Genomic DNA, 24,370 nt, shown 5'->3' on the forward strand with positions numbered 1-24,370 from the left:
CGCTGACCCTGGAGCGTGCTGCCCGTGTGAACGCTGACCACATCGAAAAGATCACCAACGGTGAAGTCAAGGGCAAGACCGGTTCGCTGACTGCACTGCCCGTGATCGAAACGCAGGCTGGCGACGTGTCCGCGTTCGTGCCGACCAACGTGATCTCGATTACCGACGGCCAGATCTTCCTGGAAACCGACCTGTTCAACGCTGGTGTTCGCCCCGCTATCAACGCCGGTATCTCGGTGTCGCGTGTGGGTGGTGCTGCGCAGACCAAGGTCATCAAGAAGCTGTCCGGTGGTATTCGTACCGACCTGGCCCAGTACCGTGAACTGGCTGCGTTCGCGCAGTTCGCTTCCGACCTGGACGAAGCGACCCGCAAGCAGCTCGAGCGCGGCCGCCGCGTGACCGAACTGCTCAAGCAGCCGCAATACCAGCCGCTGCAAGTGTGGCAGCTGGCCGCGTCGCTGTACGCAGCCAACAACGGCTTCCTCGACAACGTGGACGTGAAGGACATCCTGGCTTTCGAAAAGGGCCTGCACGACACGCTGAAGACGAAGTACGCCGATCTCATCAACCGCATCGAAGATACGAAGGATCTGTCGAAGGATGATGAGGCCGCCCTGCGTGCCGCGATCGAGGATTTCAAGAAGTCCGCCGCGTTCTAACCGCGTCATTCCTGGAGCTGACCACGCTTAGCCTGCGTGGTCAGGTCTGAACGGAGAGAGTGAAATGGCCGGAACAAAAGAAATCCGCACCAAGATCAAGAGCGTGCAAAACACGCGCAAGATCACCAAGGCGATGGAAATGGTCGCCGCATCCAAGATGCGCAAGGCGCAGGAACGGATGCGCGCTGCCCGCCCGTACGCCGAGAAGATCCGCAACGTGGCCGCGCACATGGCGCAGGCCAATCCGGAGTACAAGCACCCGTTCATGGTGGAGCGCGAAGTCAAGCGTGCCGGCCTGATCGTGGTGACGACGGACAAGGGCCTGTGTGGTGGCTTGAACACCAACGTGCTGCGTGCCGTCACCAACCAGTTGCGCGATCTGCAGAACAAGGGCATCGAGACGCAAGCTACCGCCATCGGTACCAAGGGTACGCAGTTCCTGGGCCGCATCGGCGCAAAGGTTGTGTCCAATGTCATGCATCTGGGCGACACGCCGCATCTGGAAAAGCTGATCGGCGCGATCAAGGTCCAGCTCGACGCGTTCAACGCGGGCGAGATCGACGCTGTGTATCTCGCATACACCCGCTTCATCAACACGATGAAGCAGGAGCCGGTGGTCGAGCAACTGCTGCCGCTGACCGCTGACAAGCTGACGCAGAGCGACGCCGAAAAGCAAGCCTACTCGTGGGACTACATCTACGAGCCGGACGCGCAGACGGTGGTCGACGAGCTGCTGATCCGCTATGTCGAGGCGCTGGTGTACCAGGCGGTGGCCGAGAACATGGCCTCCGAGCAATCGGCCCGGATGGTGGCGATGAAGGCGGCTTCGGACAACGCGAAGAACGTGATCGGCGAACTGCAACTGGTCTACAACAAGACCCGTCAGGCAGCGATCACGAAGGAACTGTCCGAAATCGTCAGCGGCGCAGCGGCAGTCTGATAGCCACGGCAAAGAATCAAGTTATTGGAGATACAAATGAGTATCGCAAACGGAAATATCGTGCAGTGCATCGGCGCCGTGGTGGACATTCAGTTCCCGCGTGACGCGATGCCGAAGGTTTACGACGCTCTGGTGCTGGATGACAGCAACGACGCATCGTTCGCCGAGAAGGGCCTGACCTTCGAAGTGCAACAACAGCTGGGCGACGGCGTGGTGCGTACCATTGCGCTGGGTTCGTCCGACGGTCTGCGCCGCGGCATGCGCGTGGCCACCACCGGCGCGCCGATCTCGGTGCCGGTCGGTCACGGCACGCTGGGCCGCATCATGGACGTGTTGGGTCGTCCGATTGACGAAGCCGGCCCGATCGCCTGCGACGAAAAGCGCGCGATTCACCAAAAGGCCCCGAAGTTCGACGAACTGTCGCCGTCGGTGGACCTGCTGGAAACCGGCATCAAGGTGATCGACCTGGTCTGCCCGTTTGCCAAGGGCGGTAAGGTGGGTCTGTTCGGTGGCGCCGGCGTCGGCAAGACCGTGAACATGATGGAGCTGATCAACAACATCGCCAAGCAGCACTCGGGCTTGTCGGTGTTTGCTGGCGTGGGCGAGCGTACCCGTGAGGGCAACGACTTCTACCACGAAATGAAGGACTCCAACGTGCTCGACAAGGTGGCCATGGTGTTCGGCCAGATGAACGAGCCGCCGGGCAACCGTCTGCGCGTGGCGCTGACCGGCCTGACGATGGCCGAGCGTTTCCGTGACGAAGGCCGTGACATCCTGTTCTTCGTCGACAACATCTACCGCTACACGCTGGCCGGTACCGAAGTGTCGGCACTCCTGGGCCGTATGCCTTCCGCCGTGGGCTATCAGCCGACGCTGGCTGAAGAAATGGGCAAGCTGCAGGAGCGTATTACGTCGACCAAGACCGGCTCGATCACGTCGATCCAGGCCGTGTACGTGCCTGCCGATGACTTGACCGACCCGTCGCCGGCTACGACCTTCCTGCACCTGGACTCGACCGTCGTGCTGTCGCGTGACATCGCTGCACTGGGTATCTACCCCGCAGTTGATCCGCTCGACTCGACTTCGCGCCAGCTCGACCCGCAAGTGGTCGGCCAGGAGCACTATGAAGTCGCCGACCGCGTGAAGAAGACGCTGCAGCGCTACAAGGAACTGCGCGACATCATCGCGATTCTGGGCATGGACGAACTGTCGCCGGAAGACAAGCTGGCTGTGGGCCGCGCCCGTAAGATCCAGCGTTTCCTGTCGCAGCCGTTCCACGTGGCAGAAGTGTTCACGGGTTCGCCGGGCAAGTACGTGCCGCTGAAGGAAACCATCCGCGGCTTCAAGATGCTGGTGGACGGCGAGTGCGATCACCTGCCGGAACAGGCGTTCTACATGGTCGGCTCGATCGACGAAGCCTTCGAGAAGGCCAAGAAGCTCCAGTAAGAGCAACGTCTGGCCCTGTGCGTAAGCCGGGGCCAGTACTGGCTTTCTGACATTCTCCGAAAGCCGCTTTTCTGAGCAAAGGAATCGAGATGGCAACCATTCATGTAGACGTCGTCAGCGCTGAGCACGAGATCTTTTCGGGCAATGCCAAGTTCGTGGCACTGCCGGGCGAGGCTGGTGAGCTGGGCATTCTGCCTGGTCACACACCGCTGATCACGCGCATCAAGCCGGGCGCCGTGCGCATCGAGAAGGAAGACGGCGGCGAAGAGTTCGTGTTCGTTGCCGGTGGCATTCTCGAAGTGCAGCCGAAGAAGGTGACCGTGCTGGCCGATACCGCAATCCGCGGTCACGACCTGGACGAAGCCAAGGCGAACGAAGCCAAGCGTGCGGCCGAAGAGGCGCTGCAGAACCAAAGCAGCGACATCGATCTGGCCCGTGCACAAGGTGAACTGGCGGTCGCCGCTGCGCAGTTGGCAGCAATCGCCCGCCTGCGTCGCAAGCGCTAAGGCAGTGTGTACCGGTTGGAGTCATCGACCGGTCCAGACGAAAAAGCAGCCCCGAAAGGGCTGCTTTTTTTTTCGCCCGTCCACGGTAACGGGCGGGCGTCAACGGTGCTCGCCTTCGTGTTTTTCGTCACCGCGGTTGCCACTCTGCGGATGCGGCTGGCCCTCATGGTGTTCCTGCCGCGGCGGTTGCGCCTGGGGTTGCGGTTGAGGCGGTCGGGCTTCTGGCGGACGCTGTTGAGGCTGTGGCTGCGGCGGGTGGAATTCCGGCGCGCGCGGCTGGGGTTGTGGTTGCGATGGGCGCATCTCCACAACGTGTGGTTGCGGCGCCGGACGCGGGGCTTCCGTGCGTGGCACAGGCGGACGCTGCTCGGGCTCGGGGCGTGCGTGCATCTGCGGCGGCTCGTTGTGCGGGCGCTCTTGCATCGTCGGGGCCGGATTGCCGGTAAAGCGATTCGGCTCTTGGCCTCCGCGCTGCGGTTGAGGTTGAGTTTGGGGTGCCGGCGTGGTGGCCTGCGGCGGTTGCGGGCGTGGCTCGAAGGCGCGGCGTTCGTCACGCGGTGTACCCGGTGCGCCCTCGTGTTGTGGTGGGCGGGTCGTCATCCCGGCCGGGCCTTGCGGTGCCTGTCCGGCTTGCGGTTGCCCCGGGCGCTCCTGCGGTGCGGCTGCGCCGGGCAGCGGGCGCGGGCGATTGATCGCGCCGGGCGCCATCAGCGCCTGCGGAGCGGTGCCCGGCTGAGCGCCGTGCGGTGCCTGTGCACCTTGAGGGTTCGGCGAACCCATCAGTCCCTGCGGACTATTCGGACCACTCGGACCGCGCTGTTCCTGTGGACGACCCGGTTCGTTGCCGGTGCGTGCAGGCCCATTGGACGTGGCGCGAGTTAAACGTAGACCCGCTGCCTGCGCAGCTGCTGGCACGGGCGGCATTGCCGCGTTGGGCTGGCCGCGCACCGGTGCAACGCGCGCGCCTGCGCTACCGCCGGTCCATGCGGGGCCGGCGCCGGGCAGTGTGCCGCCTTGCGAGTGGAAACGCTCGGCCAACGCGTCATGCCCGCCAGCGGGCACCTGCGGCGCGCGTACGGCAATGGCTTGACGCGAGAACACTTGGGCCGGCGGCAACGGATGCGCGCCATTGGCTGCGGCTGCGCCCACCAGGCTTGCCTTCACCGGTGCCAGCGCTGGGGTCGATACGATCTGCGCGTGCGCAAGCTGCGCTCGCATCTGCTCAGGGCGCAGCGTCGTCATCGCGGGGCCGACCGGCTGACCGCTTACGAACGTCTTGGCGGGTACGGCCGTCAGCGCAGCTGGGTTGTTGGCGTTGACGTACGTGACCCGGTTCACGTTGGTCACGTTGTTGTGGATGATGGTCTTATTGACCGTGATGTTGTTCACCACCACCGTTTTGTTGATGTTGGTGACGTAGGTGGGGCTGGCGGCATACACGGGGCGATACGCCTCGCCCGGCGCCAGCGGGAACCACGCGACGCCCGGCGAGCCAATCGAGATGTTGATCCCCCAGCTGACACCGCCGCCCCCGCCTCCGCCCACAAAGCCGACCAGCGCTGGTGCATATACCGGGCGCGGTACCACCGGCCCCGGGACCCAGCACCACGTCGCGCCGACATAGGCCCAGCGGCCATAGTGGAACGGCGCGAAACCCCACGGCTGATCGTCGACCCAGGTCCAGCCCCATGGCGCAACCCACGCCCAGTGGCCCGTGCGGTAGGGCGCCCAGCCGGCTGGTATCGCGCTCGGCACCCATACGGCGCCGTAGCCGTCTTCCTCGCGCCATGAGCCGTAGCCGTCCAGAGCTTCGTAGCCGGTCATTTCGCGGCCGACGTAGCGGGCTGAGATGGAGGCGTCTTCGCGAGCGTCGCGCGATTCCGCCCAGCGGTCGAAGCCGTCGCGGCCGGGGTTGTCCACACCGCCGGCCTCGGCCAAGTCCGTGCCGCCAAAGCGGATCTGCTGACCCGCGCCCAGCGGGGTCGAGCGGTCGTCGCCGTAGGCCGTGCCCTGACCGTGCCAGACGGTCACGGTGGTGCTGGAGCCATCAGGTGCCACGTCGAGGCGGTACTCGCCCGGCGCCTGCGGTCTGAACGCGAGGTTGGGCGTATCGATCTCGATGGTCTGGTCAGGCGGCAATGCCCGCACGCGTACCGACAACGCGCCTTGCGTCAGCTTGACTTGCGTGTTGCGATCATCCAGGTCGACCAGCGTGGCACCGGTGTTTTGCCCCAGGCGCAGGGCGGTGGAGCCAACGTGCAGCTCGCTGCGGCTGCCCTGATCGGACCACAGGCGGTCGCCGGTCGTGAAGGGGCGGTTGAGTGTGGCGCCGGCCCAGTCGTCGGAACCGGCAGGCGCGAAGCTGACCGCGCCAGAGAAATCGGACAGCCGCGCCACACGCGAGGCAGGATCGGCTGCCAGCGCAGCTTGTGAGCCGCACACCAGCAACACCGCAGCAACACCAACGGCACGCAGGACATGCGGCAATCGCAGGCCGGCCAGACGTACAGCACGACGGGAAGGAGCGGACATGATGAGCCCTCGTTTTTATGGCGGCATGCGCCGCGTGGATGTCTCCATTAAACGCTGCGGCGGCCGTCATGCCGACTTGGCTTTGTAAGAGCGTGTTTCGCGGAGGGGCGTCAGAAAGCGCTCCGGACAGAACGTCGGGCGCGTAAATTGCGCAGGCAAAAAAAAAGCGCGCGGGCCGGGGAGCGCCGCGCGGACGGGAAATCCCTTCGAGGGGTCAATTCGAAAGGAGGGGTAACTTGGCATTGCCGTGGTGCCCGTGCGCGGATGTCGGGTGGGATGCCCGTCTGGCGCACAACAATTGGACACAACTGCAAGGTGCGAAGGGCATTGTGGGCGACGAGGTAGGCCTCGGACGTAACAAAATGTGTCGGATTGCAATCGAATGCAAGTGTTGCAAACGATGCCGTGGCGTGATGCCAAAGACGCTTAAAGAGGCGTTTGCGGGAACGTCTGCTGCACCTGCTCAGTCCCACCAGTTTGTCTCGATGGCCGGCAAACCGCATGGAGCGCGGGCCTTCAAGGCGTGGCTAAGGCTAGGGTGCCGGTTTCAAGGAGGGAGGCATGCAGCAGCATGCGGCGGGTCGGGCAGCGCTGGCGTCGGTGGGCGCTGGCGTTTTTGTTACCTTGATGGGGGCAGTTGGCGGGGCGGGCGCTGCACATGCGGCCACGGAAGCGCCTTCGACAGCACCTCAGGCGCCATCAAGTGCGCCTGCCGCCTCCACACCTGTTGCGTCTGCGCCAACGGCGGCCCTTGCCAAATCCAGGATGCCGCGCGAACGCCACGCCGGCACGTTTTGGCAAGGCGCGGTCGGCAATGGTGCCGAAAGCCCGGGCTGGAATGTCTGGCTGAACGTGTATGAACCCGCGCCCGCCGACCAAGACAAGGATAAGGACCCCATCGCCGACACGCTCACTGGCGAGGCCTACGACGACCGCCCTCAAGGGCGCACGCTGTGGACCATCGAAGGCCGCAATGCGCCAGAGCGCCGCTTCATTTGGCGCGAACGCTCCGAGGCCACGGACGGCAGCGGCCGACCGATCGCACGCGAGGGCGGTACGCTCTCCGGTGCTTTCTCGGCGGACGGCAGCAGCGCCACCGGTACGTGGAGCGACGGCGGCCGCAGCCAGCCCTTCACGCTCAAGCGCATGGCGCGCTATCGCGAAGTCACCGGCACGGCAGGCCAGGCCACCCTCACCGAGCGTTATCCGGTGATGGGCGATGCGGCCATCGACACGCTGGTGCAATCGTTACGCGTCAACCGCTGCGATCAATACGACACCGAATGCGTTGTCCGCATCAGTGCCATCAGCGTGGGCGACACCGTAAGCCTGTTGCGCATGGTGTGGGCCTATAGCGGCGGCGCACACGGCAACTACGGCTTCACCGCCGGCAACTGGCGGCGCGGTGCGCAGGGCTTCCAACCCATCACCCTGGCCGACTTGCTGAACCCGACGCCGGCGTGCCTCCAAAGCTTCAACGCGCAGATCGTCGATGCGCTCAAGCGCGAAGGCGCACCCGATGCCGCACGCGGCGCGCTCAAGGAGAAGGACCTGCGCAACGCCACGTTTCCGTTTACGCTGCAAGGCAACCGCATCGTCGTGCACTACGGGCCGTATGAGGTGGGCCCATATGCATCGGGCGCATTTCGTGCGGCGGTGCGTGTGGATGATCTCGGGGCCGTGTGTAAGCGGCCCACTACCTGAATCGACTGCTGACCATGTCTGCCAATCCTTCCTACCTCGACGAACAAGCCACCATGCGCCGGCTGCTGTCGGGCAAGACCATTGCCGTAGTCGGGCTGTCGCCGCGCTCCACGCGGCCCAGCTATGACGTGGCGCGCTACCTGCAACAGGCCGGCTATCGCATCGTGCCCGTCAACCCGCAACACGCCGGGGAAGATGTACTCGGTGAGCCCTGCTACGCCACGCTCGCTGAGGCGGCGACCACACTCGCGGCTGCCGGCCAGCGCATCGACCTTGTCGATATCTTCCGCCGCGCCGAACACGTGCTGCCCGTCGTGCAGGAAGCGATTGCTGTGGGCGTGGGCGGCATCTGGGTGCAGCTTGGCATCGTCAACGATGAAGCGATGGCGTTGGCGCGTGCCGCTGGCATTCCGGCCGTGCAGGACCGCTGTACCAAGATCGAGCACTGGCGGCTCGACATCGGGCAGCGCAACTAGCCTCGCCCGTCACGACTGTTGACGGTCGGCAGCAGGCGTTGCTCCTAGGCTTTTGGCTCCCCCACTGTTACAGGAGCCCTTATGTTTTTTCGACATCGGATCTTGGCCGGAGCATTGGCGGCCGCGTCATCATTGGCCATGGCGGAAGGCCGCTTGAGCGTGCACGTGCTGGATCAGCAGACAGGCACGCCCGCAGCCGCGGTGCGCGTCACGCTGGAAGCGCGCACAGATGGCGCTTGGCGCATCATCGGCAGCGGCACGACGGATGCAGATGGACGCATCAAAGCGCTGGAGTCGACCGGCCAACCTTTTGCCGCCGGTGACTACCGCGTGACCTTCCACACCGGCGATTACTACAGCGCACGCCACACGCCCACGTTCTTCCCCGAAGTGCCGGTAGTCTTTCAGGTACAGGATGCCGCGCAGCACTATCACATTCCGCTGCTGCTGAGCCCCTTCGGGTTCTCGACGTATCGCGGTAGCTGACGCGCTACACTTCGGCGGTCATTGAACCTTGCACGCTTCTCCGCATCATGGCCGTCGATCCGCACATCCTGCAGTTCTATCAACGTATTGCCGAACGCTTTGGCGCCTTGCCACCACCGGAAGACCCGCCGGCGCAGCGTGCGCGTTTCGAGGCGATTGCAGCGCTGTCGAACCATCCTGATCCCGAGGGCGTGGAGGTCTCCGACCTGAGCTTGCCGTTGCCGGGTCGCACGCTCGATGCGAGCGTCTTCCGGCCCAAGCACGTGGTCAAGCCGCGCCTGCTGGTGTGGTTTCACGGGGGAGGGTGGGTGGTCGGCGCACCGCGTACCACGCATCGTCTGCTGGCTGCATTGCTTGCGCAGGACACGGGCTGCGCTGTCGTCAGCGTGGATTACCGCCTGGCGCCGGAGCACCCGTTCCCCATTCCGGCCGACGATGCACGCGATGCGCTGGCCTATCTCGCAGCGCAGCGCGAGCAGTTCGGTTTCGATCCCGCATTCCTCGCAGTAGGTGGTGACAGCGCGGGCGGTCACCTTGCAGCACAGGCCACGCAGGTGGTGCGCCCGGGGCTCGTCAGTGCGCAGTTGCTCGTGTATCCCGTCACCACGCCGGCATTCGGCAGCGAAAGCTATAACGCCTTCGCGCAAGGTCCGGGTCTCACGCGTGACGAAATGCGTTGGTATTGGACGCAGTTCATCGGCGCCGAAGCGCTGGCCAAACTGCCGTCTGAGCACGATCCGCGCGTCGACCTGATGGCGCAGCCGCCGGCGCACACGCCGCCCGATACGGTCGTCATCGTGGCCGCGCACGACGTGCTGCGGGATGACGGTCTGCGCTACGCCGATTACCTCGTCGAGCACGGCGCCCAGGTCGTCACCATCGAGGCGTCCGGCATGACGCACGGCTTTGCGCGCATGCAGTTCGAGGCCGAACGCGCACGCGAATGGATGCGCCGTGCGGCGCACGCCTTCGTGGGGATGATCAGCGAGGAATAAGCGAGCGCGGCAAGAAGTACGCCGAGGATCAGCGCGGCGGTGTGCGGCGCGGGCGGAACGCCGCCATCACGCGCCGCGTGACGAACAGCGAGAGGTAATCCTGCACGCGGGCATCGGCGGCCAGCATGCGTAGCGTTTCCTGATATTGAGCACGGACAAGATCGGCAGGTGCGCCGGTGTCGTGTGCGATTTTGTCGATCTGCTCGTCCTGGTCTGCGATGGCGGTGCCCATGGTTGCTTCCCGTCGTGGCGTTGGCAGTGGCGCGCGCGCCTGACTGGCGCGGCGAGTGACCACTATAGGTAACGGGTCGGAACAATCCAGCCTTGTTGCAAAGCTTTCAGCCGGCCGCTTGCCTCGCGTCAAAACCGGTGCGACTGCCTATGCAGAGACTGCACCGGCAAGCCTCATTTGCCCCAGTTTGCGGGCATGCTCTGCAGGCCGATGGCGGTACCGGACGCATCGGTCACGCGCGCCAGTTCACGATACGCAATGGCCTGCACGCGCTCGGGCAACGGCACAAACTTCGCACGCGCGGCGAGTTCGTCACCGTGGAAATAGCCCCACGTCAAAAACTTCAACGCGGCCAGCGTGCGCGGGCCTGAAGGGCTCACGGCCGGCACCACGATGAAGGTGCCCATGGTGATGGGCCACGTATCTGCGCCGGGCAGGTTGACTAGCGGTGCGGTGAAGTCGCCCTTGCGGTTCCACGCGCTCTGCACCACGGCTTCGCGGAAGCCGCTCACCTGCGCGCTGACGAAGCGGCCTGCAGCGTTGCGCAACTGCACGGCGTTGAGGTCGTTGTCGAGCACGTAGTTGTAGTCGACATAGCCGATGGCGCCGGGCGTGGCCTGCACGGTCTTGACGACGTCGCCACTGCCCTTGGCGGCAAGCGTATCCGCCGGCCAAGCGATGGTCGATTTGGTGCCGTAGGCCGTCTTCCATTCCGGGCTGACCGCGCTCAGATAATCGGTGAAGTGGTACGTGGTGCCCGAACCGTCCGCGCGCACCACGGGGCGGATCTTCAGCTTGGGCAGCGTCACGCCGGGGTTGAGCGCGCGCACTTCGGGCGCGTCCCAGCTTTCCACCTTGCCGAGGAAGATGTGCGCGAGCACTTCACCCGTCAGCTTGAGCTGCCCGCGCGCCACGCCCGGCACGTTGATGAACGGTACCGCGCCCGTCACCACAGACGGCACGCATACCAGGCCTGCCTTGGCGGCATCGGCGCTCGACAGCGGCACGTCAGACGCGCCGAAATCCACCGACCCCGCGCGAATACGTTTGAGCCCCTCGCCTGAGCCTACCGCGTCATAACTGAGCGTGACACCCGACGCCGCGGCATACCCCGCTGACCAGACGCGATACACCGGCGCGGCGGCGGTCGACCCCGCCCCGCGCACTTGCGCCTGGGCGAGAACGGGCAGGCCCGCAGCGGCAACCGCCAGGGCAACAACAACGTGCTTGAACATGGAAAGACGGGCGAACAGCGGTGGGAACGAAGCTGGCGATTGTAGCGATGCCTGCGTGACAACACCGGGTGTCGGGCCTATGTGGGATCTCTATTACAGGGGCGGGCGTTGTAATTCGTTCCGCAAACGTTGGGTAGATTGGAGTCGTCAGACATTTCCAATATAGTGGAAATATGGAAGAAGCCGACGTCATCCGTGCCCTTGCAGCACTCGCACACAATCTACGCCTGCGCGTGTTCCGCCTGCTCGTCGTCGCCGGCCCTGCGGGGCTGACGCCTGGGGCGATGGCCGAGCAGCTTGACGTGCCCGGCGCGACGCTCTCATTCCACCTGAAGGGGCTGATGCACGCGCAGCTCGTGACGCAGGAGCGCGACGGCCGCAACCTTATCTACCGCGCCGCGTTCGATCACATGCAGGGCGTGCTGACTTTCCTGACCGAAAACTGTTGCCAGGGCGAGCCGTGCGGCGTAGACGGCGCCGCCTGCCCGTGCTGACGGTGCACCCATGACCACCAACGTTCTGATCCTCTGTACCCACAACTCCGCGCGCAGCGTGCTGGCCGAGGGCATGCTGAACCACTGGGCGCAGCAGTTGGGCAAAGACGTGCGCGCGTACAGCGCCGGCAGTGCACCCAGCGGCCGCCTGAACCCGTTCGCGCTGGAGGCGCTCGCCAATGCCGGCGTCGACACCACGGGCTATCACAGCAAAAGCTGGGACGCGTTCGCGGCCGAGGGGGCACCGCCGATGCGCATCGTCATCACCGTCTGCGACAGCGCGGCCGCTGAGGCCTGCCCGTACTGGCCCGGCAGTCCCGTGAAGGTGCATTGGGGCTACCCCGATCCGTCCAACGCATTGGGTGGCGATGCGGGTAAGCGCCAGGCCTTTGAGCTGACGCGTCAGGCCATCGGCTATCGGATGCTGCAACTGCTGATGCTGCCGCTCGACACGCTGAGCCATGCCGAGCTGCAGGCCCATCTCGAACGCATTGCGCGCAGCTGAACACCATGGCGGATTGGCGCAACCGATGGCTTGCCGAAATGCTGGGTACGGCCTTGCTGCTCGCAGTCGTCATCGGCTCGGGGATCATGGCCGAGCGGTTGGCGGGCGGGAACGCCGGGCTGGCGCTGCTGGCCAACACAGCGGCCACGGTGTGCGGACTCTATGTGCTGATCGAAGTGTTCGGGCCCGTGAGCGGGGCGCATTTCAACCCCGTGGTGTCGGCCGTGATGGCAGTGCGGGGCGAGTTGCCGGGTGGCGTGCTTGTGCTCTACATCACGGCACAGTTGGTAGGCGCGGTGCTGGGTGCTTGGCTGGCGCACGCCATGTTCGACATGACGCTGCTGCAGTTTTCCGCCAAGGTGCGCAGCGGCCTCGGCCAGTGGATTGCCGAAGCCGTGGCGACCGCTGGCCTGGTGCTGGTGATCGTGCGTGCGCCGAACGGGCGTGCCGCTTCGCTGGTGGCCGCGTATATCGGCGCGGCGTACTGGTTCACGGCTTCTACGTCGTTTGCCAACCCGGCGGCGGCGTTCGGGCGCATGTTCAGCGATAGCTTTGCCGGCATCGCCCCGGCGAGCGTGCCGGGCTTCATCGTCGCCGAGTGTGTTGGCGCAGCCATCGGGCTGGGCGTGCACGTCGCGCTGCAGCCGCGCAAGGGCGGCCGCGCCCAGCCCAACATCATCGAACGTTCAGGCGACTGAACTGGCGGCGTCTTCCTTCACCAAGCCTTCCGCGCGCAACGCGGCTTGCACGGCCGGGCGCGCCGCCACGCGCTCCATATAAGCCAGCACGTTCGGGTACGCCGTCATGGGCAGCGACAGGACGTTCGCCCAGTTCAGCACGGTGAAAGCGTAGGCATCCGCCACGCTGTAGTCGCCGGCCAGATAGGGCTGCTTGGCGAGGCGCGCGTCGAGCTCCGCAAAGCGCTTGGCGAGCTTGTCCTTGGCGCCCTGGCGGGTGGCCTCGGGCGTGTCCTTGTACCAGAGCGGCCCAAAACCCTTGTGCAGCTCGGTGCTGACAAAGGTCAGCCATTCGATCACCGACATACGGTGCGTGCTGCCGGTCCGGCCGATCAGCGCTTGTGCGGGGTCGAGGTCAGCCACGTATTGCAGCAGTGCGGCACCTTCGGTGTGGCGCGAACCATCGTCCAGCTCCAGCAGCGGCACATAGCCACGCGGCGAGATCGTGTAGTAATCCGTGCCGTCAGCAGTGCGGTGCTGGGCCAGGTTGACGGCGGTCAGGTCAAACTGCGCGCCCACTTCACGCAGGGCGATGTGCACGGCCAGCGAGCATGCGCCGGCGGAGTAGTAGAGCTTCATAGTCGTTTGATCTCCAGGTTGGAACAGCCACTGCGCACGCGGGCAGCAGCGGCATTGGCGACACTGTAGGATTGCGTTCACGCCAATGGAATAAGCATCAAGGAAAGTCATGCTTGCACAAACGCAATACCGCCTGAGCGCGGCCGACCTAGAGGTGGTGCTGGCGATGGCGCGTACCGGCACGCTGGCGGCAGCGGGGGAACGGCTGGGCGTGGATGCGTCTACGGTGTTCCGCGCGGTGCAACGCATCGAGCGCGGGCTCGGGCAACGGCTGTTCGCACGCTCGCGCACGGGGTATCTCGCCAACGAACTGGCGCTGTCGCTGGCCGAACGCGCGGAGCAAGTGGAGGCCGCGTTAGAGTCGGCACGGACGGTGGTCAATGCGGCGCCCGATCAGGTTTCGGGCACGGTGCGCATCACCACCACCGACACCATCCTGGTGGGCTTGGTCGCCCCCGCGCTACAGGCCCTGCACGCCGTGCACCCAAACCTCGCCTATGACTTGCGCGCCAGCAATGAACTGGCCAGCCTCACGCGCCGCGACGCCGATATCGCCGTACGTGCCACGCGGCGCCCGCCGCAGCATCTGGTCGGCAAGCACCTGGGCTCCATTCGCGTGGGGCTGTATGCGGGGCAGGGGAGTGGCATGACCCTCGCCGACGTGGAAGCGGGCCGCACGCCGTGGCTGGCCATTGACGACGCAATTCCCGATCACCCCTCCGTGGCTTGGCGCAAGCGGCATTTCCCCAAGGCCATGCCCACGTATTTTTTGAACAGCCTGCAGATCGTGGCCGAGATGGTGGCGATGGGCATGGGGGTCGGCATCCTGCCCTTGCTGATGGGCCGGGCGTGCCCCGACCTGATGTTGTTGCGCGATTTGCACGATGCCAACCAGTCGGAACTGTGGCTGCTGACCCATCCGGAGTCCCGCCACCTGCGGCGGGTGGCGGTGGTGTACGGGCATCTGGCGCAGACGCTGCGCCTGCCGTGATCGCAACCCAGCGACCCGGCTGGCGGCCGCTGGCTTACTTGATGAAGAAGACCGTTTCGACGACGTCGTTAATCAGTACGAAGTCGGTCGTCGTAATGTCGTCGAAGTAATACGTGTAGGTGGTCTTGGTGCCGAACGTTCCGGTCTTGACGGGGTTGCCCAGCATTTTGGTGAGCGTGACGACGTCATCGCCGATATGGACGCCACCCACACTGCCTTTGAACGGCGCATCGACACGGTAGGTGGTGACGCGGTCTTTCTCGAAGAACACCCAGATGCCCTTGGTCTTGAGGCGCAGTTGCTTCTTCTTGGGCAAGTTCGGAATGGATTGATCCATCTGTTCGGGGTCCAGCGCCGTGCCAAGCGCGCGTTTGACGTCCTCGACGGAGTCGCCCAGCTTGATGGGCAGATCGGTCACCGTGGGCGCAGCGAATACCGTGCCGTGGCAGGTGAAGAGCAGGGCGGCTACTGTGGCGGCACAGCGCAATGAGCGTCGGATAGACATCAGCATGGTGTGGGCGGGTATGAGAACGCGTGGATCGTGAAAGCAACGGTCGAGGCTAGCAGAAAGCCGTAGAGCTGCCTCGTGCCCCGAAGAGGGGGTGTCACGAAGACGCAACGGCGCGTTCGCCCGCATCGGGTGACGCGCTTTCGGGCGCGCCGGTGGCCAGCGCAGCGCGGCGGCGCAGGTCTTCCGTTGTCTCGCCATTGCCGTCGGGCCGCCAGCCCGGCGGGCGCAGCAGATAGCCGAACACTTCAGCGGCCGAGCGCGCCGTCTTCAGGTCCTGCCAGAGCGCGCGCCAGTGCGCGAACTCGATCGTCAGCAGGTTGTACGTACGCATCGGGCGGACAAGGCCGTAGCGGCAGGGCACGTCGTTGCGTTCGGGGATGTAGGTGCCGAACAGCCGGTCGAAGAGGATGAGCACGCCGCCGTAGTTGCCATCGAGGTATTCGAGGTTGGCAGCGTGGTGGACGCGGTGCGCCGACGGCGTGTTCAGGACCCACTCCAGCGGCCCGAGGCGTGGAATCCAGGTGGCGTGAATCCAGAACTGGTACAGCAGGTTCAGCGACAGCAGCATCAGCACGATGCGCGGCGGCATGCCTAGCAGCGGCGCCAGCGCGAAGAAGGCGAGGGTGCCAGTCAGCTTGCCCGTCCACCCGAAGCGGTAGGCGGCGGACAGGTTCAGATCATTCGGCGAGTGGTGGATGGCGTGCGTGCACCAGAACCAGCGCACGCGGTGCGCGGCGCGGTGGTACCAGTAGTAGCAGAACTCTTGGCCGAGAAAGCAGGCAGCCCAGCCGGTCCAGTGGTCCATCGGCAGCGTCCACAGGCGGTGCTGGTAGATCCATTCCAGGCCCTGCGTCCAGAACGCCAGCGGCAGCAGCCAGCGCAGTGGGTACTCGCGTACGAGGAAATCGACCGCCGATATGCCGGCGGCCTTCCAATCGTAGCCGGCCCCGCCGTTTCTCAATGAGAGCACGATCGCCTCGGCCAGCGATGACACCAGCACGATGACAACGGCGATCTTGAGGATGGTCAGCAGCACGGCCATGGCGCTGGGCTCCGGTGAGGGGTGCCGGCGACGGTACTGCAAACGGTGCCAAGGCGGCAATTGGGAGCAATGCCGGTGTGCGTTACAGCGTATTCACCGCGCCCAGGCGTTGTTCCGGTTGTGCAGAAAGACATGCACACCGCCACTCTTGTCTTGCGCCACGCCCGCGCTGCCCCATGGGTAGTTCGTCAGCCCGCCGGGGTCCTGGCCCAGCTTGCGGGTAATCCAGCGGCGGTGCCGTTGTTCCACCACGTCGATGTCGTCGTATGAAGCGGCCTGCTCCAGTTGAAAGAACACGCCGACGAGCGCGCCGCATTCGAACCGCAGGCTAACGGTTACGGGTGCGGCGGCGTCCAGCGCGGTCATGGTGGCGAACTGGCAAGGCACCTCCTTGCCGCAGACGCTTACCAGTCGGACAGGCCCAACGGCAAAGCGGCTCGGAAGTGCCTCGGCACGTGTTTCGGGGGTGATGCGCAAATCGGCGAGTCCGACTTCGCCGTTGGTCGGGTCAATGTGGAGGGCGTCGTGCATGAGCGTGGTTTGGCAAAAGCGAAGGGCCTAGCCATCAGCGGGTAGGTTCTTGTTATAGCAGCACCCCCTCGGAAGGGCGGGTTTCACCGGCTCAAGTTCGCCCAGCCGATGCCGTAGCAGCTTGAGTGGCCCCGACAGCCGGCAACCAATCTGGAGGGCGCTACGGTCATACCCGTACGCAGACTGATTCACGCAGGACGTTCACCTAAGAAGAATCATGATTTCCTCGCTCCGCACCCGCATCCTCCTGATCTCATCGGCCACCGTGGTTGGCGCCCTGGCCCTGTCCGGCGCCGCCACGTATTCCATTGTGCGCAGCAACACGATGGAATCGATTGACCAGAACCTTGCCGCCATCGCCAGCGGCAACACCCTCGCCATCGACAAATGGGTGGCTGCCAAGGCCCAGGCCGTCAAGGCCACCGCCGAGGTGATCGAACACGGCGACCCGCAAGGCTTCGGCAAACACATGGGGAATGCCAACGGCTTTCCCATCATCACGGTCGGGTGGACGGACAAGTCGTTCATCTCCACCAGCGCCACCACACCCAAGGACTACGACCCGACCGCCCGCCCCTGGTACAAGCAGGCCATTGCTGCGGGCAAGCTGCTTGTCACCAAGCCGTATGGCGACGTGTCGACGGGGGTGCCGTACGTGTCGTTTGCCGCGCCGCTCATGAAGGGCGGCGAGGCCGCCGGCGCGCTGTCGGGCGCCGTGCCGCTCGATGGTGTGCGCGAGGTGGTGTCCGCCGTGCACCCCACGCCGTCGAGTCTGGCCTTCGTGGTCGCCAAGGACGGCCAGGTGATCGCCCACCCCGACGCCAAACTGATGCTCAAGCCGGCCACCGACGTGGCGGCCGCGCTCAACGCCGATGCGCTCGCCAAGCTGGCCACTGCCACCGCACCGCTTGAGCTTGAACTCGCGGGTGCGCCCAAGCTGCTCAAGGCCCAGGCCGTGCAGGGCACCGACTGGTATCTGGTGATTGCGCTGGACAAGGCCGAAGCCACCGCCGGTTTGCGCAACGTCGTCAAGGCGCTGGCCGTGGCCATGGTGCTGCTGACGCTGGCCGCCGTGGGCATTGCCGCGTTCTTCACGTCGCAATCGTTTCGCCGCCTGTCGCAGGTGCGCGATGCGATGGACACCATCGGCGCCGGCGGCGGTGATCTCACGCATCGCCTGCCCGTGGTCGGCAACGACGAGGTGGCGCAGATCAGCGCCTCGTTCAACACCTTCATCGACAAGATCGGCGAGGTGCTGCTGGAAGTGCGCGCCAGTGTGGACAGCATGAAGTCGGCCACCGGCGAGATCGAGATGGGCAACCGTGACCTGTCCAACCGCACCGAAGTTTCGGCGAGCAACTTGCAGGAAACCTCCGCCGCGCTCACCGAGCTGACCACCAGCGTGAAGAACTCCGCCGACGCGGCCGTGCAAGCCACGCGCTTGGCCAGTGCAGCCAGCGAGGCCGCCACGCGCGGCGGCGAGGTGGTCTCCAGCGCCGTGAGCACGATGGATGAGATCGGCAAGTCCTCCGCGCGCATCACCGAGATCATCGGCGTGATCGACAGCATCGCGTTCCAGACCAACATCCTCGCGCTGAACGCTGCGGTGGAAGCCGCCCGCGCCGGCGAGAACGGTCGCGGCTTTGCCGTGGTGGCCGGCGAGGTGCGCACGCTGGCCCAACGCAGCGCCACTGCCGCACGCGAGATCAAGGACCTGATCCAGGCCTCGGAAGCCAGCGTGCAGACCGGCGCGCAGCGCGTGCAGGCTGCCGGCGCGACGATGCAGGAAATCGTGCAGGGCATCGAGCGCGTCGCGCGCATCATCGGTGAGATCGACGGTGCGATGCACGAGCAGAGCGCCGGCATCAGCCAGATCGACCGCAGCGTCGCCGAGATGGACCAGGCCACGCAGCAGAACGCCGCGCTGGTGGAGCAGTCGACCGCCGCATCGGCGATGCTCAATGAGCAGGCGCAGGGCCTGGCGCGCACGGTGGGCTTGTTCAAGCTGCGCGCGAACTAAAACCGCTAGCGCAGTACCCCTCTTCATCACGCCCGGGCCGGGTGCTCCTTTGCCTAGAATGGAGCCCCGGCAACGTTCCCCGCGCCTCTTCCTTTCGGCGGACGTTGCCTGACCTCAACGCTCCGCCCGTATGCCCAATGTGCTGATCCTCGGTGGACGCGCGCCTGTCGCGCTCGACCACGCCCGCCGTTTTGCCCACCAGGGGTGGACGGTCTGCATTGCCGACAGCATTCCGTGCCAGATCAGCGGGGCGTCCAAGGCGGTGACGGCGACGTTGCGCCTGGCTCCGCCGCGCTATGCGCCAGCGCAATTTGTGGCGGACCTTGCGCGCATCGTGCGTGAGCACCGCATCGATCTGGTGGTGCCGACGTGCGAGGAAGTCTTCTACGTGTCGCGCTACCGGCATCACTTGCCGGCGCACGCGCGCGTGCTGGCCGAAGATTTCGACAAACTGCGCGCGGTGCACAGCAAATGGCAGTTCCTTGAACTTGCGCAGGATTGCGGCGCCGATGTGCCAGTCTCCGCGCGCGTGCAGTCGCTGGACGAAGCGCGCGCCTGGGCAGCCGGTCGGCCCGTGGTGCTCAAGCCGGAGTTCTCACGCTTTGGCGTGCATGTGCGCCTGTATCGCAACGGCATCCCCGACGATGCGCCGCCGCTGCCTGATCTGGGCGCGTGGGTGGTGCAAACGCTGGTCACGGGGCAGGAGTTCTGCTCGTACAGCGTGGCCGATCGCGGCCGGCTGGTGGCGCATGCGCTGTATCGCCCGGATTGGCGGATGTCGAGCAGTGCCAGCTTCTACTTCGCGCCCGCACGCATCGATGCCGTGCGCCACTTCGTCGCCAACTTTGCGCGCAAGCTCGAGTTCACGGGGCAGCTTTCGTTCGACTGGATCCAGCAGGCCGATGGCCGCGTGAGCCCGCTGGAATGCAACCCGCGCGCGACCAGCGGTAGCCATCTGTTTGGCCCGGACGATGCGTTGCCCGCCGCACTGGCCGGCACGCTGGAGGGCTGCATCGAGCCCTCGCCCGGCGCGCCGCGCATGGCGGCTGCGGTCATGGCGTCGGTGGGGCTGTTTGAGGCACTACGCCGCGGCAAGCTGAACCAATGGCGCCACGACTGGCATGCCGCCACCGACGTCCTCGGCACGCCGGGCGACCGCGGTCCGCTGTGGGGCGGCGTGCGCAATCTCGCTGCGTATGCGCGCTTGGCCATCGCCCAGGGCTGCAACATGCGCGAAGCTGCCACGCAGGACATCGAATGGGACGGCCAGGAGCTGCCCGAGGTATGAACGCGCCTGGCGCCGTGCCGCATGCGTGTTTTGCCGACAAGGCGGGTGCGTTCTTGCACGTGCATCGCGGGCAGGCATCGCGGCCGTTCGTTGCCAATCTCGTCACACAGGTCGATGTGGTGGAAGCGGGCGGCTTGCCGTTGCCAGTGACCATCAATGGCACCGATGACCGCCCCGGTCATGACGATAGCGCCTGGATCTGCTCGCCCAACACCACGTACGGCCGCTATGCGGTGGAAGAATCCGAGCGCTTGATGCCGCGCATGCTCCGGCCGCTCTTGCGTGGTGCGATTGGCTTGGCCGATGCGTGGATGCGGCATGCGCAGTTGGATCGCGCCGTTGCCGTCAACAACTGGCTGGTGAGCACGAACCTGTATCCATCGGCGGCAGCGTTTGACCTCGAAGCGCTGGTGCGCACATGCCAAGCACGCTGGCCGGATCGCGCGATCTGGCTGCGCTCGCTCAACACGTTGCAGCATGCCGACTGGCTGCGTGCTACCGCTGCTGCGGGCTTCGACCTGATCCCCACGCGGCAGGTCTACGTGTTCCGCGATCTGCGCGACACACTCCAGCATCAGAATCTGCGGCGCGACCTGCGCTGGCTCGACAAGACGCCGCTGACCTTCGTGTCGCACGACGCCTTTACCGACGCCGATTTCGTGCAAGCCGAGCGGCTGTATGCGCAGCTGTATCTCGACAAATATTCCGCGTTGAACCCGCGCTACACGGCGGCGTTCCTGCGGGCCTGGCATGCGGCGAGGCTGCTCGACTGCGCGGGCTTTCGGGATGCGCAGGGCGTGCTGCGCGCGGTGGTCGGCGTGTTCGGGCAGGGGCCGCTGCTGACGGCGCCCATCGTCGGTTACGACACGACGTGGCCGCAGTCTGCCGGCCTGTATCGCCTGCTGATGGCACACGTGCTGCGCCTGACGATGACGCGTCACGCCGAGTTGAACCTCAGCGCCGGCGCCGCCCACTTCAAGCGCCTGCGCGGTGGCGTGCCGGCCATCGAGATGAGTGCCGTCTACACGCAGCACTTGCCGTCTGCCACGCGCCGCGCGATCGGCGTGTTGCGTAGCCTCACCACCCGGATCGGGGTACCGATCATGCAACGCTTTCAGCTATGACTGCCGCTGTTTGGAACCCCACGCTGCTGCGCGGTTGGTATCCCGTGGCCGAGGCGCACCGCCTGCGTGACACGCCGATGCGTGTGATGCTGTTTGGCCGAGCTGTGGTGCTGGCCCGTTTGCCATCCGGCAAGCTGCTCGCGCTGGACGATCGCTGCCCACATCGGCAGGTGCCGTTGTCGGATGGCGCGCTTGTGGGCGAGACGCTGCAATGTAAGTACCACGGCTGGACGTTCGGGGCCGACGGCCGGTGCACCGCCATACCCGGTCTGTGCCCGAGCGCCGCTGTACCCACCGTGCAGGTCAGTGCATGGCACGTCTTTGAGCACGACGGGCTGATCTGGTTGAGTGCGCGGCCACCCGGCGAAGCCGGCTCTGCTGCGCTTCCCCCGTTCCTGAGTCGCCTGCCAACCGGCAGCCGGCGCTTTCTGTGGAGCAGGCTCTGGCTGGCACGCCCGGCAGATGCGTTGGAAAATTTTCTCGACCCGCTGCACACACATCTCGTGCATCCGGGCCTCGTGCGCAGCCACGGCGCGCGCCAGCCGGTAACGGTTGCCATCACGCAATCCGCCGAGGGCCTGCAGGTGGACTACACCGGCCAGCCGCAGCAAAGCGGGTTGCTGTACCGGTTGTTCGAATCGCCCCGCACGGTGGAATGCGCACACTTCGGCATCGCCACCCCCGCGACGGCCCAGATCGAGTACCGCTATGCCAACGGCAGCGCGCTGGTTTTCACGCTGCATTTCACGCCCGAAGACGAGATGCGCACGCGCGTGTTCGCCACGCTGCATGTAGAGAACCGCTGGGCGCCGGCCTGGGCGGTGCGCTGGTTCGTGTGGCCGTTTCTCTATCGCGTGGCAGAGCAGGACCGCCGCATCGTCGAAGCCCAGGCCGCGAACAGCGTGCGCTTTGGGCGGCAGGATGGCATCTCCACCGAACTGGACCTGGTGCGGCCGATGCTCGATGCGGTGTGGATGCCGAATGGCGAACCGGTGAGGGCAGGGCAGCGGGTCGTGCAGATGTGGCTGTAGCGCCGGAACTGGCTTACCTCGACCGCCCGTCGAAGTGCGTCACGGGCACGCTGTCCAGATCGATGTCTTCCAGGCAGCGCACGTTCACTGCAATCATCGGCGTGCCATCGGGCATGGCACCTTCGGCATACGGATGGATGCCGCAAGTCGGGCAGAAGCGGTGGTTGATCACGTGCTTGTGGAAAACGTAGGTGCTGGCGTTGCCCTCGGGTGTGAGTAGCCTCACCTTGTCGCGCGGCACGAACCACAGCAGCGACCCCTTGCGCTGGCAGATCGAGCAATTGCACGCCATGGCGCTGTCCGGATGGCCCTCGACCTCGAAGGCGATGTGTCCGCAGTGGCAGCTTCCCTTGTGTGTCATGCCGGTCTCCTGTTCGGGCGGGGATGGGTGCCATCCACTATAGGCAAGCCACAGGGCGACGGACGACGCGCTCTTGGGAGTCGCCCTAGTCTCCGCGCCCGCGCACCGATGCGACAATCGCCGCCATTGCGCCACACCGGAGGAGATGCCATGCGCCACCATCGTTCTGTTGCTGTCTTGCGGGCGGTTTGCTTTGCCGCCGGCTTCCGGGGATGTGTCGGTGCGTTTGCGCAAGCGTCGGCGCCGGTGGCTGTGCCCGCCACACCAGCCGCACCGCCTCTTGCAGCGCAGCTCATCAACATGGGCAGCATGACGCCGGACGAAATCGGCCCCGTCATCGCCGAGATGGGCACGCTGCGCACCAAGACGCTGGTGAGCACCACCAGCGGCACGGTGGGCATCCAGGTGGGCACCGTGGCCAAGCACACGCATACCTATTCGGACGAGATCCAGTACGTCATGTCCGGCACGGCCACTGTCTGGCTGGACAACGGCCCGCGCGAGGTCAGGGCGGGCGATCTGCTGGTCATTCCGCATGGCGTGGTGCACGGCACCCTGACCACCAGCACGGACTTCAAGGCCATGGCGATCAAGCTGCCACCGCAGCGCGCGGGCGATACGCACAAGGTGCCGTGACACGCGTAGGCGCTTGGTCTGGATCAGGGCGGGGTGAAAACGCCTTCCCTTACAATGGCGCCCTCATCCAGAGTCCTCCGCCATGTCCGCACCGCTCGCCAACGACACCTTCCTGCGCGCTCTGCGCCGCCAGCCGACCGACTACACACCGCTGTGGCTGATGCGCCAGGCGGGCCGTTACCTGCCCGAGTACAACGCCACGCGCGCGCGCGCCGGCAGCTTCCTCGGCCTGGCCAAGTCGCCGGCGTATGCAACGGAAGTGACGCTGCAGCCGCTGGACCGCTATCCGCTGGATGCCGCCATCCTGTTCTCCGACATCCTGACCGTGCCCGACGCCATGGGCCTGGGCCTGTCGTTCGCGCAGGGCGAGGGCCCGCGCTTTGCCAAGCCGGTCCGTACCGAGGCTGACGTGGCGGCGCTGTCGGTGCCGGACATGTCGCAATTGCAATACGTGTTTGATGCCGTGGCCGAAATCCGCCGCGCGCTGGTGCAGGACGGCCGCCAGCGCGTGCCGCTGATCGGCTTCTCGGGCAGCCCGTGGACGCTGGCCTGCTACATGGTCGAAGGCGCCGGCTCGGACGACTTCCGCACCGTCAAGTCGATGCTGTACGCGCGCCCGGACCTGATGCACCGCATCCTGGAGATCAACGCCCAGGCCGTGATCGATTACCTGAACGCGCAAATCGATGCCGGCGCGCAGGCCGTGATGGTGTTTGACACCTGGGGCGGCGCGCTGGCCGATGGCATCTATCACCAGTTCTCGCTGGCCTACATGCAGCGTGTGGTGCAAGGCATCCGCGCCGGGGCCGACGGCCAGCGCGTTCCGGTCGTCCTGTTTACCAAGGGCGGCGGCCTGTGGCTCGAAGCTATGGCCGAAACCGGCGCCGATGCGCTGGGCGTGGACTGGACCGTCAACCTGCAGTTGGCGCGCCAGCGCACGGGTGGCCGCGTTGCCCTGCAGGGCAACCTGGACCCGACCGTGCTGTTCGCCGAGCCCGAAGCGATCCGTACCCAGGTGCGCCGTGTGCTGGATGACTACGCTGCCGGCGGCGGCAGCGACGGCCACATCTTCAACCTCGGCCACGGCATTTCGCAGTTCACGCCGCCCGAAGCGGTGACGGTGCTGGTGGACGAGGTGCACAACTACAGCCGCGCGTTGCGCGCCAACACCAAGTCACAGATCAATGCTGCAGTGCGATAGCGTTTGAATCGACCTGCTACGGTGCGTGCAGCCGACGGCACGAGTGGAATCGTCGCCGCTTTGGTGCAGTTAGGGTGAGTGGCCACTCGCGTGCGGGTGGCCCAAGCT

General features: G+C 65.7%; 25 protein-coding genes and 1 pseudogene. 18 read left to right on the plus strand and 8 right to left on the minus strand.

Annotated features, from left to right (window positions below; all coding sequences use genetic code 11):
* The 4 genes and pseudogenes from AB0305_RS01175 to AB0305_RS01190 form a co-directional block, all read left to right on the plus strand.
* A pseudogene (locus tag AB0305_RS01175) lies at nucleotides 1–659 on the plus strand (F0F1 ATP synthase subunit alpha); the annotation flags it as partial.
* A gap of 64 nt (nucleotides 660–723) precedes the next feature.
* The gene (gene atpG / locus AB0305_RS01180) at nucleotides 724–1,599 is read left to right on the plus strand and encodes a F0F1 ATP synthase subunit gamma (RefSeq protein WP_366170671.1); all 876 of its coding nucleotides are present in this window, start codon (nucleotides 724–726) and stop codon (nucleotides 1,597–1,599) included.
* A gap of 36 nt (nucleotides 1,600–1,635) precedes the next feature.
* Nucleotides 1,636–3,045, plus strand: coding sequence for a F0F1 ATP synthase subunit beta (gene atpD / locus AB0305_RS01185; protein WP_004628637.1), 1,410 nt, complete (start codon nucleotides 1,636–1,638; stop codon nucleotides 3,043–3,045).
* 89 nt (nucleotides 3,046–3,134) lie between these two features.
* Nucleotides 3,135–3,551: a F0F1 ATP synthase subunit epsilon gene (locus tag AB0305_RS01190; RefSeq protein ID WP_021197165.1), complete on the plus strand. Its 417-nt coding sequence runs from the start codon at nucleotides 3,135–3,137 to the stop codon at nucleotides 3,549–3,551.
* 99 nt (nucleotides 3,552–3,650) lie between these two features.
* On the opposite strand, the gene AB0305_RS01195 is transcribed toward AB0305_RS01190, so the two are convergent.
* Nucleotides 3,651–6,083 (minus strand): DUF6600 domain-containing protein, encoded by a 2,433-nt coding sequence (locus AB0305_RS01195; RefSeq protein ID WP_366170674.1) that lies wholly within the window; start codon nucleotides 6,081–6,083, stop codon nucleotides 3,651–3,653.
* 765 nt (nucleotides 6,084–6,848) lie between these two features.
* Between AB0305_RS01195 and AB0305_RS01200 the strand changes: the two genes are divergently transcribed.
* The 4 genes from AB0305_RS01200 to AB0305_RS01215 all read left to right on the plus strand — a co-directional run bounded on the left by AB0305_RS01200 (nucleotide 6,849) and on the right by AB0305_RS01215 (nucleotide 9,744).
* On the plus strand, nucleotides 6,849–7,787 hold the full coding sequence (locus AB0305_RS01200; protein WP_366170676.1) for an RsiV family protein: 939 nt from the start codon (nucleotides 6,849–6,851) through the stop codon (nucleotides 7,785–7,787).
* Nucleotides 7,788–7,801: 14 nt separating this feature from the next.
* A complete protein-coding gene (locus tag AB0305_RS01205; protein ID WP_366170678.1) occupies nucleotides 7,802–8,263 on the plus strand; it encodes a CoA-binding protein in 462 nt (153 codons plus the stop codon).
* 138 nt (nucleotides 8,264–8,401) lie between these two features.
* Nucleotides 8,402–8,749 (plus strand): hydroxyisourate hydrolase, encoded by a 348-nt coding sequence (uraH, locus tag AB0305_RS01210; protein WP_366171065.1) that lies wholly within the window; start codon nucleotides 8,402–8,404, stop codon nucleotides 8,747–8,749.
* A gap of 47 nt (nucleotides 8,750–8,796) precedes the next feature.
* Nucleotides 8,797–9,744 (plus strand): alpha/beta hydrolase, encoded by a 948-nt coding sequence (locus AB0305_RS01215; protein WP_366170680.1) that lies wholly within the window; start codon nucleotides 8,797–8,799, stop codon nucleotides 9,742–9,744.
* Between the two features lie 28 nt (nucleotides 9,745–9,772).
* Here the strand turns inward: AB0305_RS01215 and AB0305_RS01220 are convergent, their stop codons facing one another.
* Both AB0305_RS01220 and pstS read right to left on the minus strand, forming a co-directional pair.
* Complete coding sequence (locus AB0305_RS01220; protein ID WP_366170682.1) at nucleotides 9,773–9,976, minus strand: DUF3562 domain-containing protein; 204 nt, start codon at nucleotides 9,974–9,976, stop codon at nucleotides 9,773–9,775.
* A 173-nt stretch (nucleotides 9,977–10,149) separates the two neighbouring features.
* The gene (gene pstS / locus AB0305_RS01225; protein WP_366170684.1) at nucleotides 10,150–11,211 is read right to left on the minus strand and encodes a phosphate ABC transporter substrate-binding protein PstS; all 1,062 of its coding nucleotides are present in this window, start codon (nucleotides 11,209–11,211) and stop codon (nucleotides 10,150–10,152) included.
* A gap of 173 nt (nucleotides 11,212–11,384) precedes the next feature.
* On the opposite strand from pstS, the gene AB0305_RS01230 reads away from it, so the two are divergent.
* Genes AB0305_RS01230 through AB0305_RS01240 form a run of 3 tightly spaced genes read left to right on the plus strand, consistent with a single transcriptional unit; the run spans nucleotide 11,385 to nucleotide 12,908 of the window.
* On the plus strand, nucleotides 11,385–11,705 hold the full coding sequence (locus AB0305_RS01230; RefSeq protein WP_366170686.1) for a metalloregulator ArsR/SmtB family transcription factor: 321 nt from the start codon (nucleotides 11,385–11,387) through the stop codon (nucleotides 11,703–11,705).
* Between the two features lie 10 nt (nucleotides 11,706–11,715).
* The gene (locus AB0305_RS01235; RefSeq protein WP_366170688.1) at nucleotides 11,716–12,210 is read left to right on the plus strand and encodes an arsenate reductase ArsC; all 495 of its coding nucleotides are present in this window, start codon (nucleotides 11,716–11,718) and stop codon (nucleotides 12,208–12,210) included.
* A gap of 5 nt (nucleotides 12,211–12,215) precedes the next feature.
* Nucleotides 12,216–12,908, plus strand: a complete 693-nt coding sequence (locus tag AB0305_RS01240) for an MIP/aquaporin family protein (RefSeq protein ID WP_366170690.1) — start codon at nucleotides 12,216–12,218, stop codon at nucleotides 12,906–12,908.
* Here AB0305_RS01240 and gstA read toward each other — a convergent pair.
* Nucleotides 12,897–13,526, minus strand: a complete 630-nt coding sequence (gstA, locus tag AB0305_RS01245; protein ID WP_366170692.1) for a glutathione transferase GstA — start codon at nucleotides 13,524–13,526, stop codon at nucleotides 12,897–12,899. The genes AB0305_RS01240 and gstA overlap by 12 nt on opposite strands.
* Before the next feature lie 109 nt (nucleotides 13,527–13,635).
* Here gstA and AB0305_RS01250 point away from each other — a divergent pair, with 109 nt between their 5' ends.
* The gene (locus AB0305_RS01250) at nucleotides 13,636–14,517 is read left to right on the plus strand and encodes a LysR family transcriptional regulator (protein ID WP_366170694.1); all 882 of its coding nucleotides are present in this window, start codon (nucleotides 13,636–13,638) and stop codon (nucleotides 14,515–14,517) included.
* Nucleotides 14,518–14,551: 34 nt separating this feature from the next.
* Here AB0305_RS01250 and AB0305_RS01255 read toward each other — a convergent pair whose 3' ends face one another.
* The 3 genes from AB0305_RS01255 to AB0305_RS01265 form a co-directional block, all read right to left on the minus strand.
* Nucleotides 14,552–15,022 (minus strand): hypothetical protein, encoded by a 471-nt coding sequence (locus AB0305_RS01255; protein WP_366170696.1) that lies wholly within the window; start codon nucleotides 15,020–15,022, stop codon nucleotides 14,552–14,554.
* A 100-nt stretch (nucleotides 15,023–15,122) separates the two neighbouring features.
* The gene (locus tag AB0305_RS01260) at nucleotides 15,123–16,070 is read right to left on the minus strand and encodes a sterol desaturase family protein (RefSeq protein WP_366170698.1); all 948 of its coding nucleotides are present in this window, start codon (nucleotides 16,068–16,070) and stop codon (nucleotides 15,123–15,125) included.
* A gap of 93 nt (nucleotides 16,071–16,163) precedes the next feature.
* Complete coding sequence (locus AB0305_RS01265) at nucleotides 16,164–16,601, minus strand: hypothetical protein (RefSeq protein WP_366170700.1); 438 nt, start codon at nucleotides 16,599–16,601, stop codon at nucleotides 16,164–16,166.
* A gap of 217 nt (nucleotides 16,602–16,818) precedes the next feature.
* Here AB0305_RS01265 and AB0305_RS01270 point away from each other — a divergent pair, with 217 nt between their 5' ends.
* The 4 genes from AB0305_RS01270 (at nucleotide 16,819) to AB0305_RS01285 (ending at nucleotide 22,064) form a co-directional block, all read left to right on the plus strand.
* A complete protein-coding gene (locus AB0305_RS01270) occupies nucleotides 16,819–18,621 on the plus strand; it encodes a methyl-accepting chemotaxis protein (RefSeq protein ID WP_366170702.1) in 1,803 nt (600 codons plus the stop codon).
* Between the two features lie 130 nt (nucleotides 18,622–18,751).
* Nucleotides 18,752–19,909, plus strand: coding sequence for a hypothetical protein (locus tag AB0305_RS01275; protein ID WP_366170704.1), 1,158 nt, complete (start codon nucleotides 18,752–18,754; stop codon nucleotides 19,907–19,909).
* On the plus strand, nucleotides 19,906–21,033 hold the full coding sequence (locus AB0305_RS01280) for a hypothetical protein (RefSeq protein WP_366170706.1): 1,128 nt from the start codon (nucleotides 19,906–19,908) through the stop codon (nucleotides 21,031–21,033). Before AB0305_RS01275 ends, AB0305_RS01280 begins: the two co-directional genes overlap by 4 nt.
* Nucleotides 21,030–22,064, plus strand: coding sequence for an aromatic ring-hydroxylating dioxygenase subunit alpha (locus AB0305_RS01285; protein WP_366170708.1), 1,035 nt, complete (start codon nucleotides 21,030–21,032; stop codon nucleotides 22,062–22,064). Before AB0305_RS01280 ends, AB0305_RS01285 begins: the two co-directional genes overlap by 4 nt.
* A gap of 13 nt (nucleotides 22,065–22,077) precedes the next feature.
* On the opposite strand, the gene AB0305_RS01290 is transcribed toward AB0305_RS01285, so the two are convergent.
* The gene (locus AB0305_RS01290) at nucleotides 22,078–22,425 is read right to left on the minus strand and encodes a GFA family protein (protein WP_366170710.1); all 348 of its coding nucleotides are present in this window, start codon (nucleotides 22,423–22,425) and stop codon (nucleotides 22,078–22,080) included.
* A gap of 309 nt (nucleotides 22,426–22,734) precedes the next feature.
* On the opposite strand from AB0305_RS01290, the gene AB0305_RS01295 reads away from it, so the two are divergent.
* Together AB0305_RS01295 and hemE are read left to right on the plus strand one after the other, a co-directional pair.
* The gene (locus AB0305_RS01295) at nucleotides 22,735–23,061 is read left to right on the plus strand and encodes a cupin domain-containing protein (RefSeq protein WP_366170712.1); all 327 of its coding nucleotides are present in this window, start codon (nucleotides 22,735–22,737) and stop codon (nucleotides 23,059–23,061) included.
* An 82-nt stretch (nucleotides 23,062–23,143) separates the two neighbouring features.
* Nucleotides 23,144–24,262, plus strand: a complete 1,119-nt coding sequence (gene hemE / locus AB0305_RS01300) for a uroporphyrinogen decarboxylase (RefSeq protein ID WP_366170714.1) — start codon at nucleotides 23,144–23,146, stop codon at nucleotides 24,260–24,262.
* Nucleotides 24,263–24,370 lie beyond the last annotated feature (108 nt).

Source organism: Arthrobacter sp. NPDC080086, assembly GCF_040702285.1.

Bases quoted from the DNA above. Each gene is read 5' to 3' on its own strand.
- atpG (WP_366170671.1), top strand. From the start codon at position 724: ATGGCCGGAACAAAAGAAATCCGCACCAAGATCAAGAGCGTGCAAAAC.
- atpD (WP_004628637.1), top strand. From the start codon at position 1,636: ATGAGTATCGCAAACGGAAATATCGTGCAGTGCATCGGCGCCGTGGTG.
- AB0305_RS01190 (WP_021197165.1), top strand. From the start codon at position 3,135: ATGGCAACCATTCATGTAGACGTCGTCAGCGCTGAGCACGAGATCTTT.
- AB0305_RS01195 (WP_366170674.1), bottom strand. From the start codon at position 6,083: ATGTCCGCTCCTTCCCGTCGTGCTGTACGTCTGGCCGGCCTGCGATTG.
- AB0305_RS01200 (WP_366170676.1), top strand. From the start codon at position 6,849: ATGCCGCGCGAACGCCACGCCGGCACGTTTTGGCAAGGCGCGGTCGGC.
- AB0305_RS01205 (WP_366170678.1), top strand. From the start codon at position 7,802: ATGTCTGCCAATCCTTCCTACCTCGACGAACAAGCCACCATGCGCCGG.
- uraH (WP_366171065.1), top strand. From the start codon at position 8,402: ATGGCGGAAGGCCGCTTGAGCGTGCACGTGCTGGATCAGCAGACAGGC.
- AB0305_RS01215 (WP_366170680.1), top strand. From the start codon at position 8,797: ATGGCCGTCGATCCGCACATCCTGCAGTTCTATCAACGTATTGCCGAA.
- AB0305_RS01220 (WP_366170682.1), bottom strand. From the start codon at position 9,976: ATGGGCACCGCCATCGCAGACCAGGACGAGCAGATCGACAAAATCGCA.
- pstS (WP_366170684.1), bottom strand. From the start codon at position 11,211: ATGTTCAAGCACGTTGTTGTTGCCCTGGCGGTTGCCGCTGCGGGCCTG.
- AB0305_RS01230 (WP_366170686.1), top strand. From the start codon at position 11,385: ATGGAAGAAGCCGACGTCATCCGTGCCCTTGCAGCACTCGCACACAAT.
- AB0305_RS01235 (WP_366170688.1), top strand. From the start codon at position 11,716: ATGACCACCAACGTTCTGATCCTCTGTACCCACAACTCCGCGCGCAGC.
- AB0305_RS01240 (WP_366170690.1), top strand. From the start codon at position 12,216: ATGGCGGATTGGCGCAACCGATGGCTTGCCGAAATGCTGGGTACGGCC.
- gstA (WP_366170692.1), bottom strand. From the start codon at position 13,526: ATGAAGCTCTACTACTCCGCCGGCGCATGCTCGCTGGCCGTGCACATC.
- AB0305_RS01250 (WP_366170694.1), top strand. From the start codon at position 13,636: ATGCTTGCACAAACGCAATACCGCCTGAGCGCGGCCGACCTAGAGGTG.
- AB0305_RS01255 (WP_366170696.1), bottom strand. From the start codon at position 15,022: ATGTCTATCCGACGCTCATTGCGCTGTGCCGCCACAGTAGCCGCCCTG.
- AB0305_RS01260 (WP_366170698.1), bottom strand. From the start codon at position 16,070: ATGGCCGTGCTGCTGACCATCCTCAAGATCGCCGTTGTCATCGTGCTG.
- AB0305_RS01265 (WP_366170700.1), bottom strand. From the start codon at position 16,601: ATGCACGACGCCCTCCACATTGACCCGACCAACGGCGAAGTCGGACTC.
- AB0305_RS01270 (WP_366170702.1), top strand. From the start codon at position 16,819: ATGATTTCCTCGCTCCGCACCCGCATCCTCCTGATCTCATCGGCCACC.
- AB0305_RS01275 (WP_366170704.1), top strand. From the start codon at position 18,752: ATGCCCAATGTGCTGATCCTCGGTGGACGCGCGCCTGTCGCGCTCGAC.
- AB0305_RS01280 (WP_366170706.1), top strand. From the start codon at position 19,906: ATGAACGCGCCTGGCGCCGTGCCGCATGCGTGTTTTGCCGACAAGGCG.
- AB0305_RS01285 (WP_366170708.1), top strand. From the start codon at position 21,030: ATGACTGCCGCTGTTTGGAACCCCACGCTGCTGCGCGGTTGGTATCCC.
- AB0305_RS01290 (WP_366170710.1), bottom strand. From the start codon at position 22,425: ATGACACACAAGGGAAGCTGCCACTGCGGACACATCGCCTTCGAGGTC.
- AB0305_RS01295 (WP_366170712.1), top strand. From the start codon at position 22,735: ATGACGCCGGACGAAATCGGCCCCGTCATCGCCGAGATGGGCACGCTG.
- hemE (WP_366170714.1), top strand. From the start codon at position 23,144: ATGTCCGCACCGCTCGCCAACGACACCTTCCTGCGCGCTCTGCGCCGC.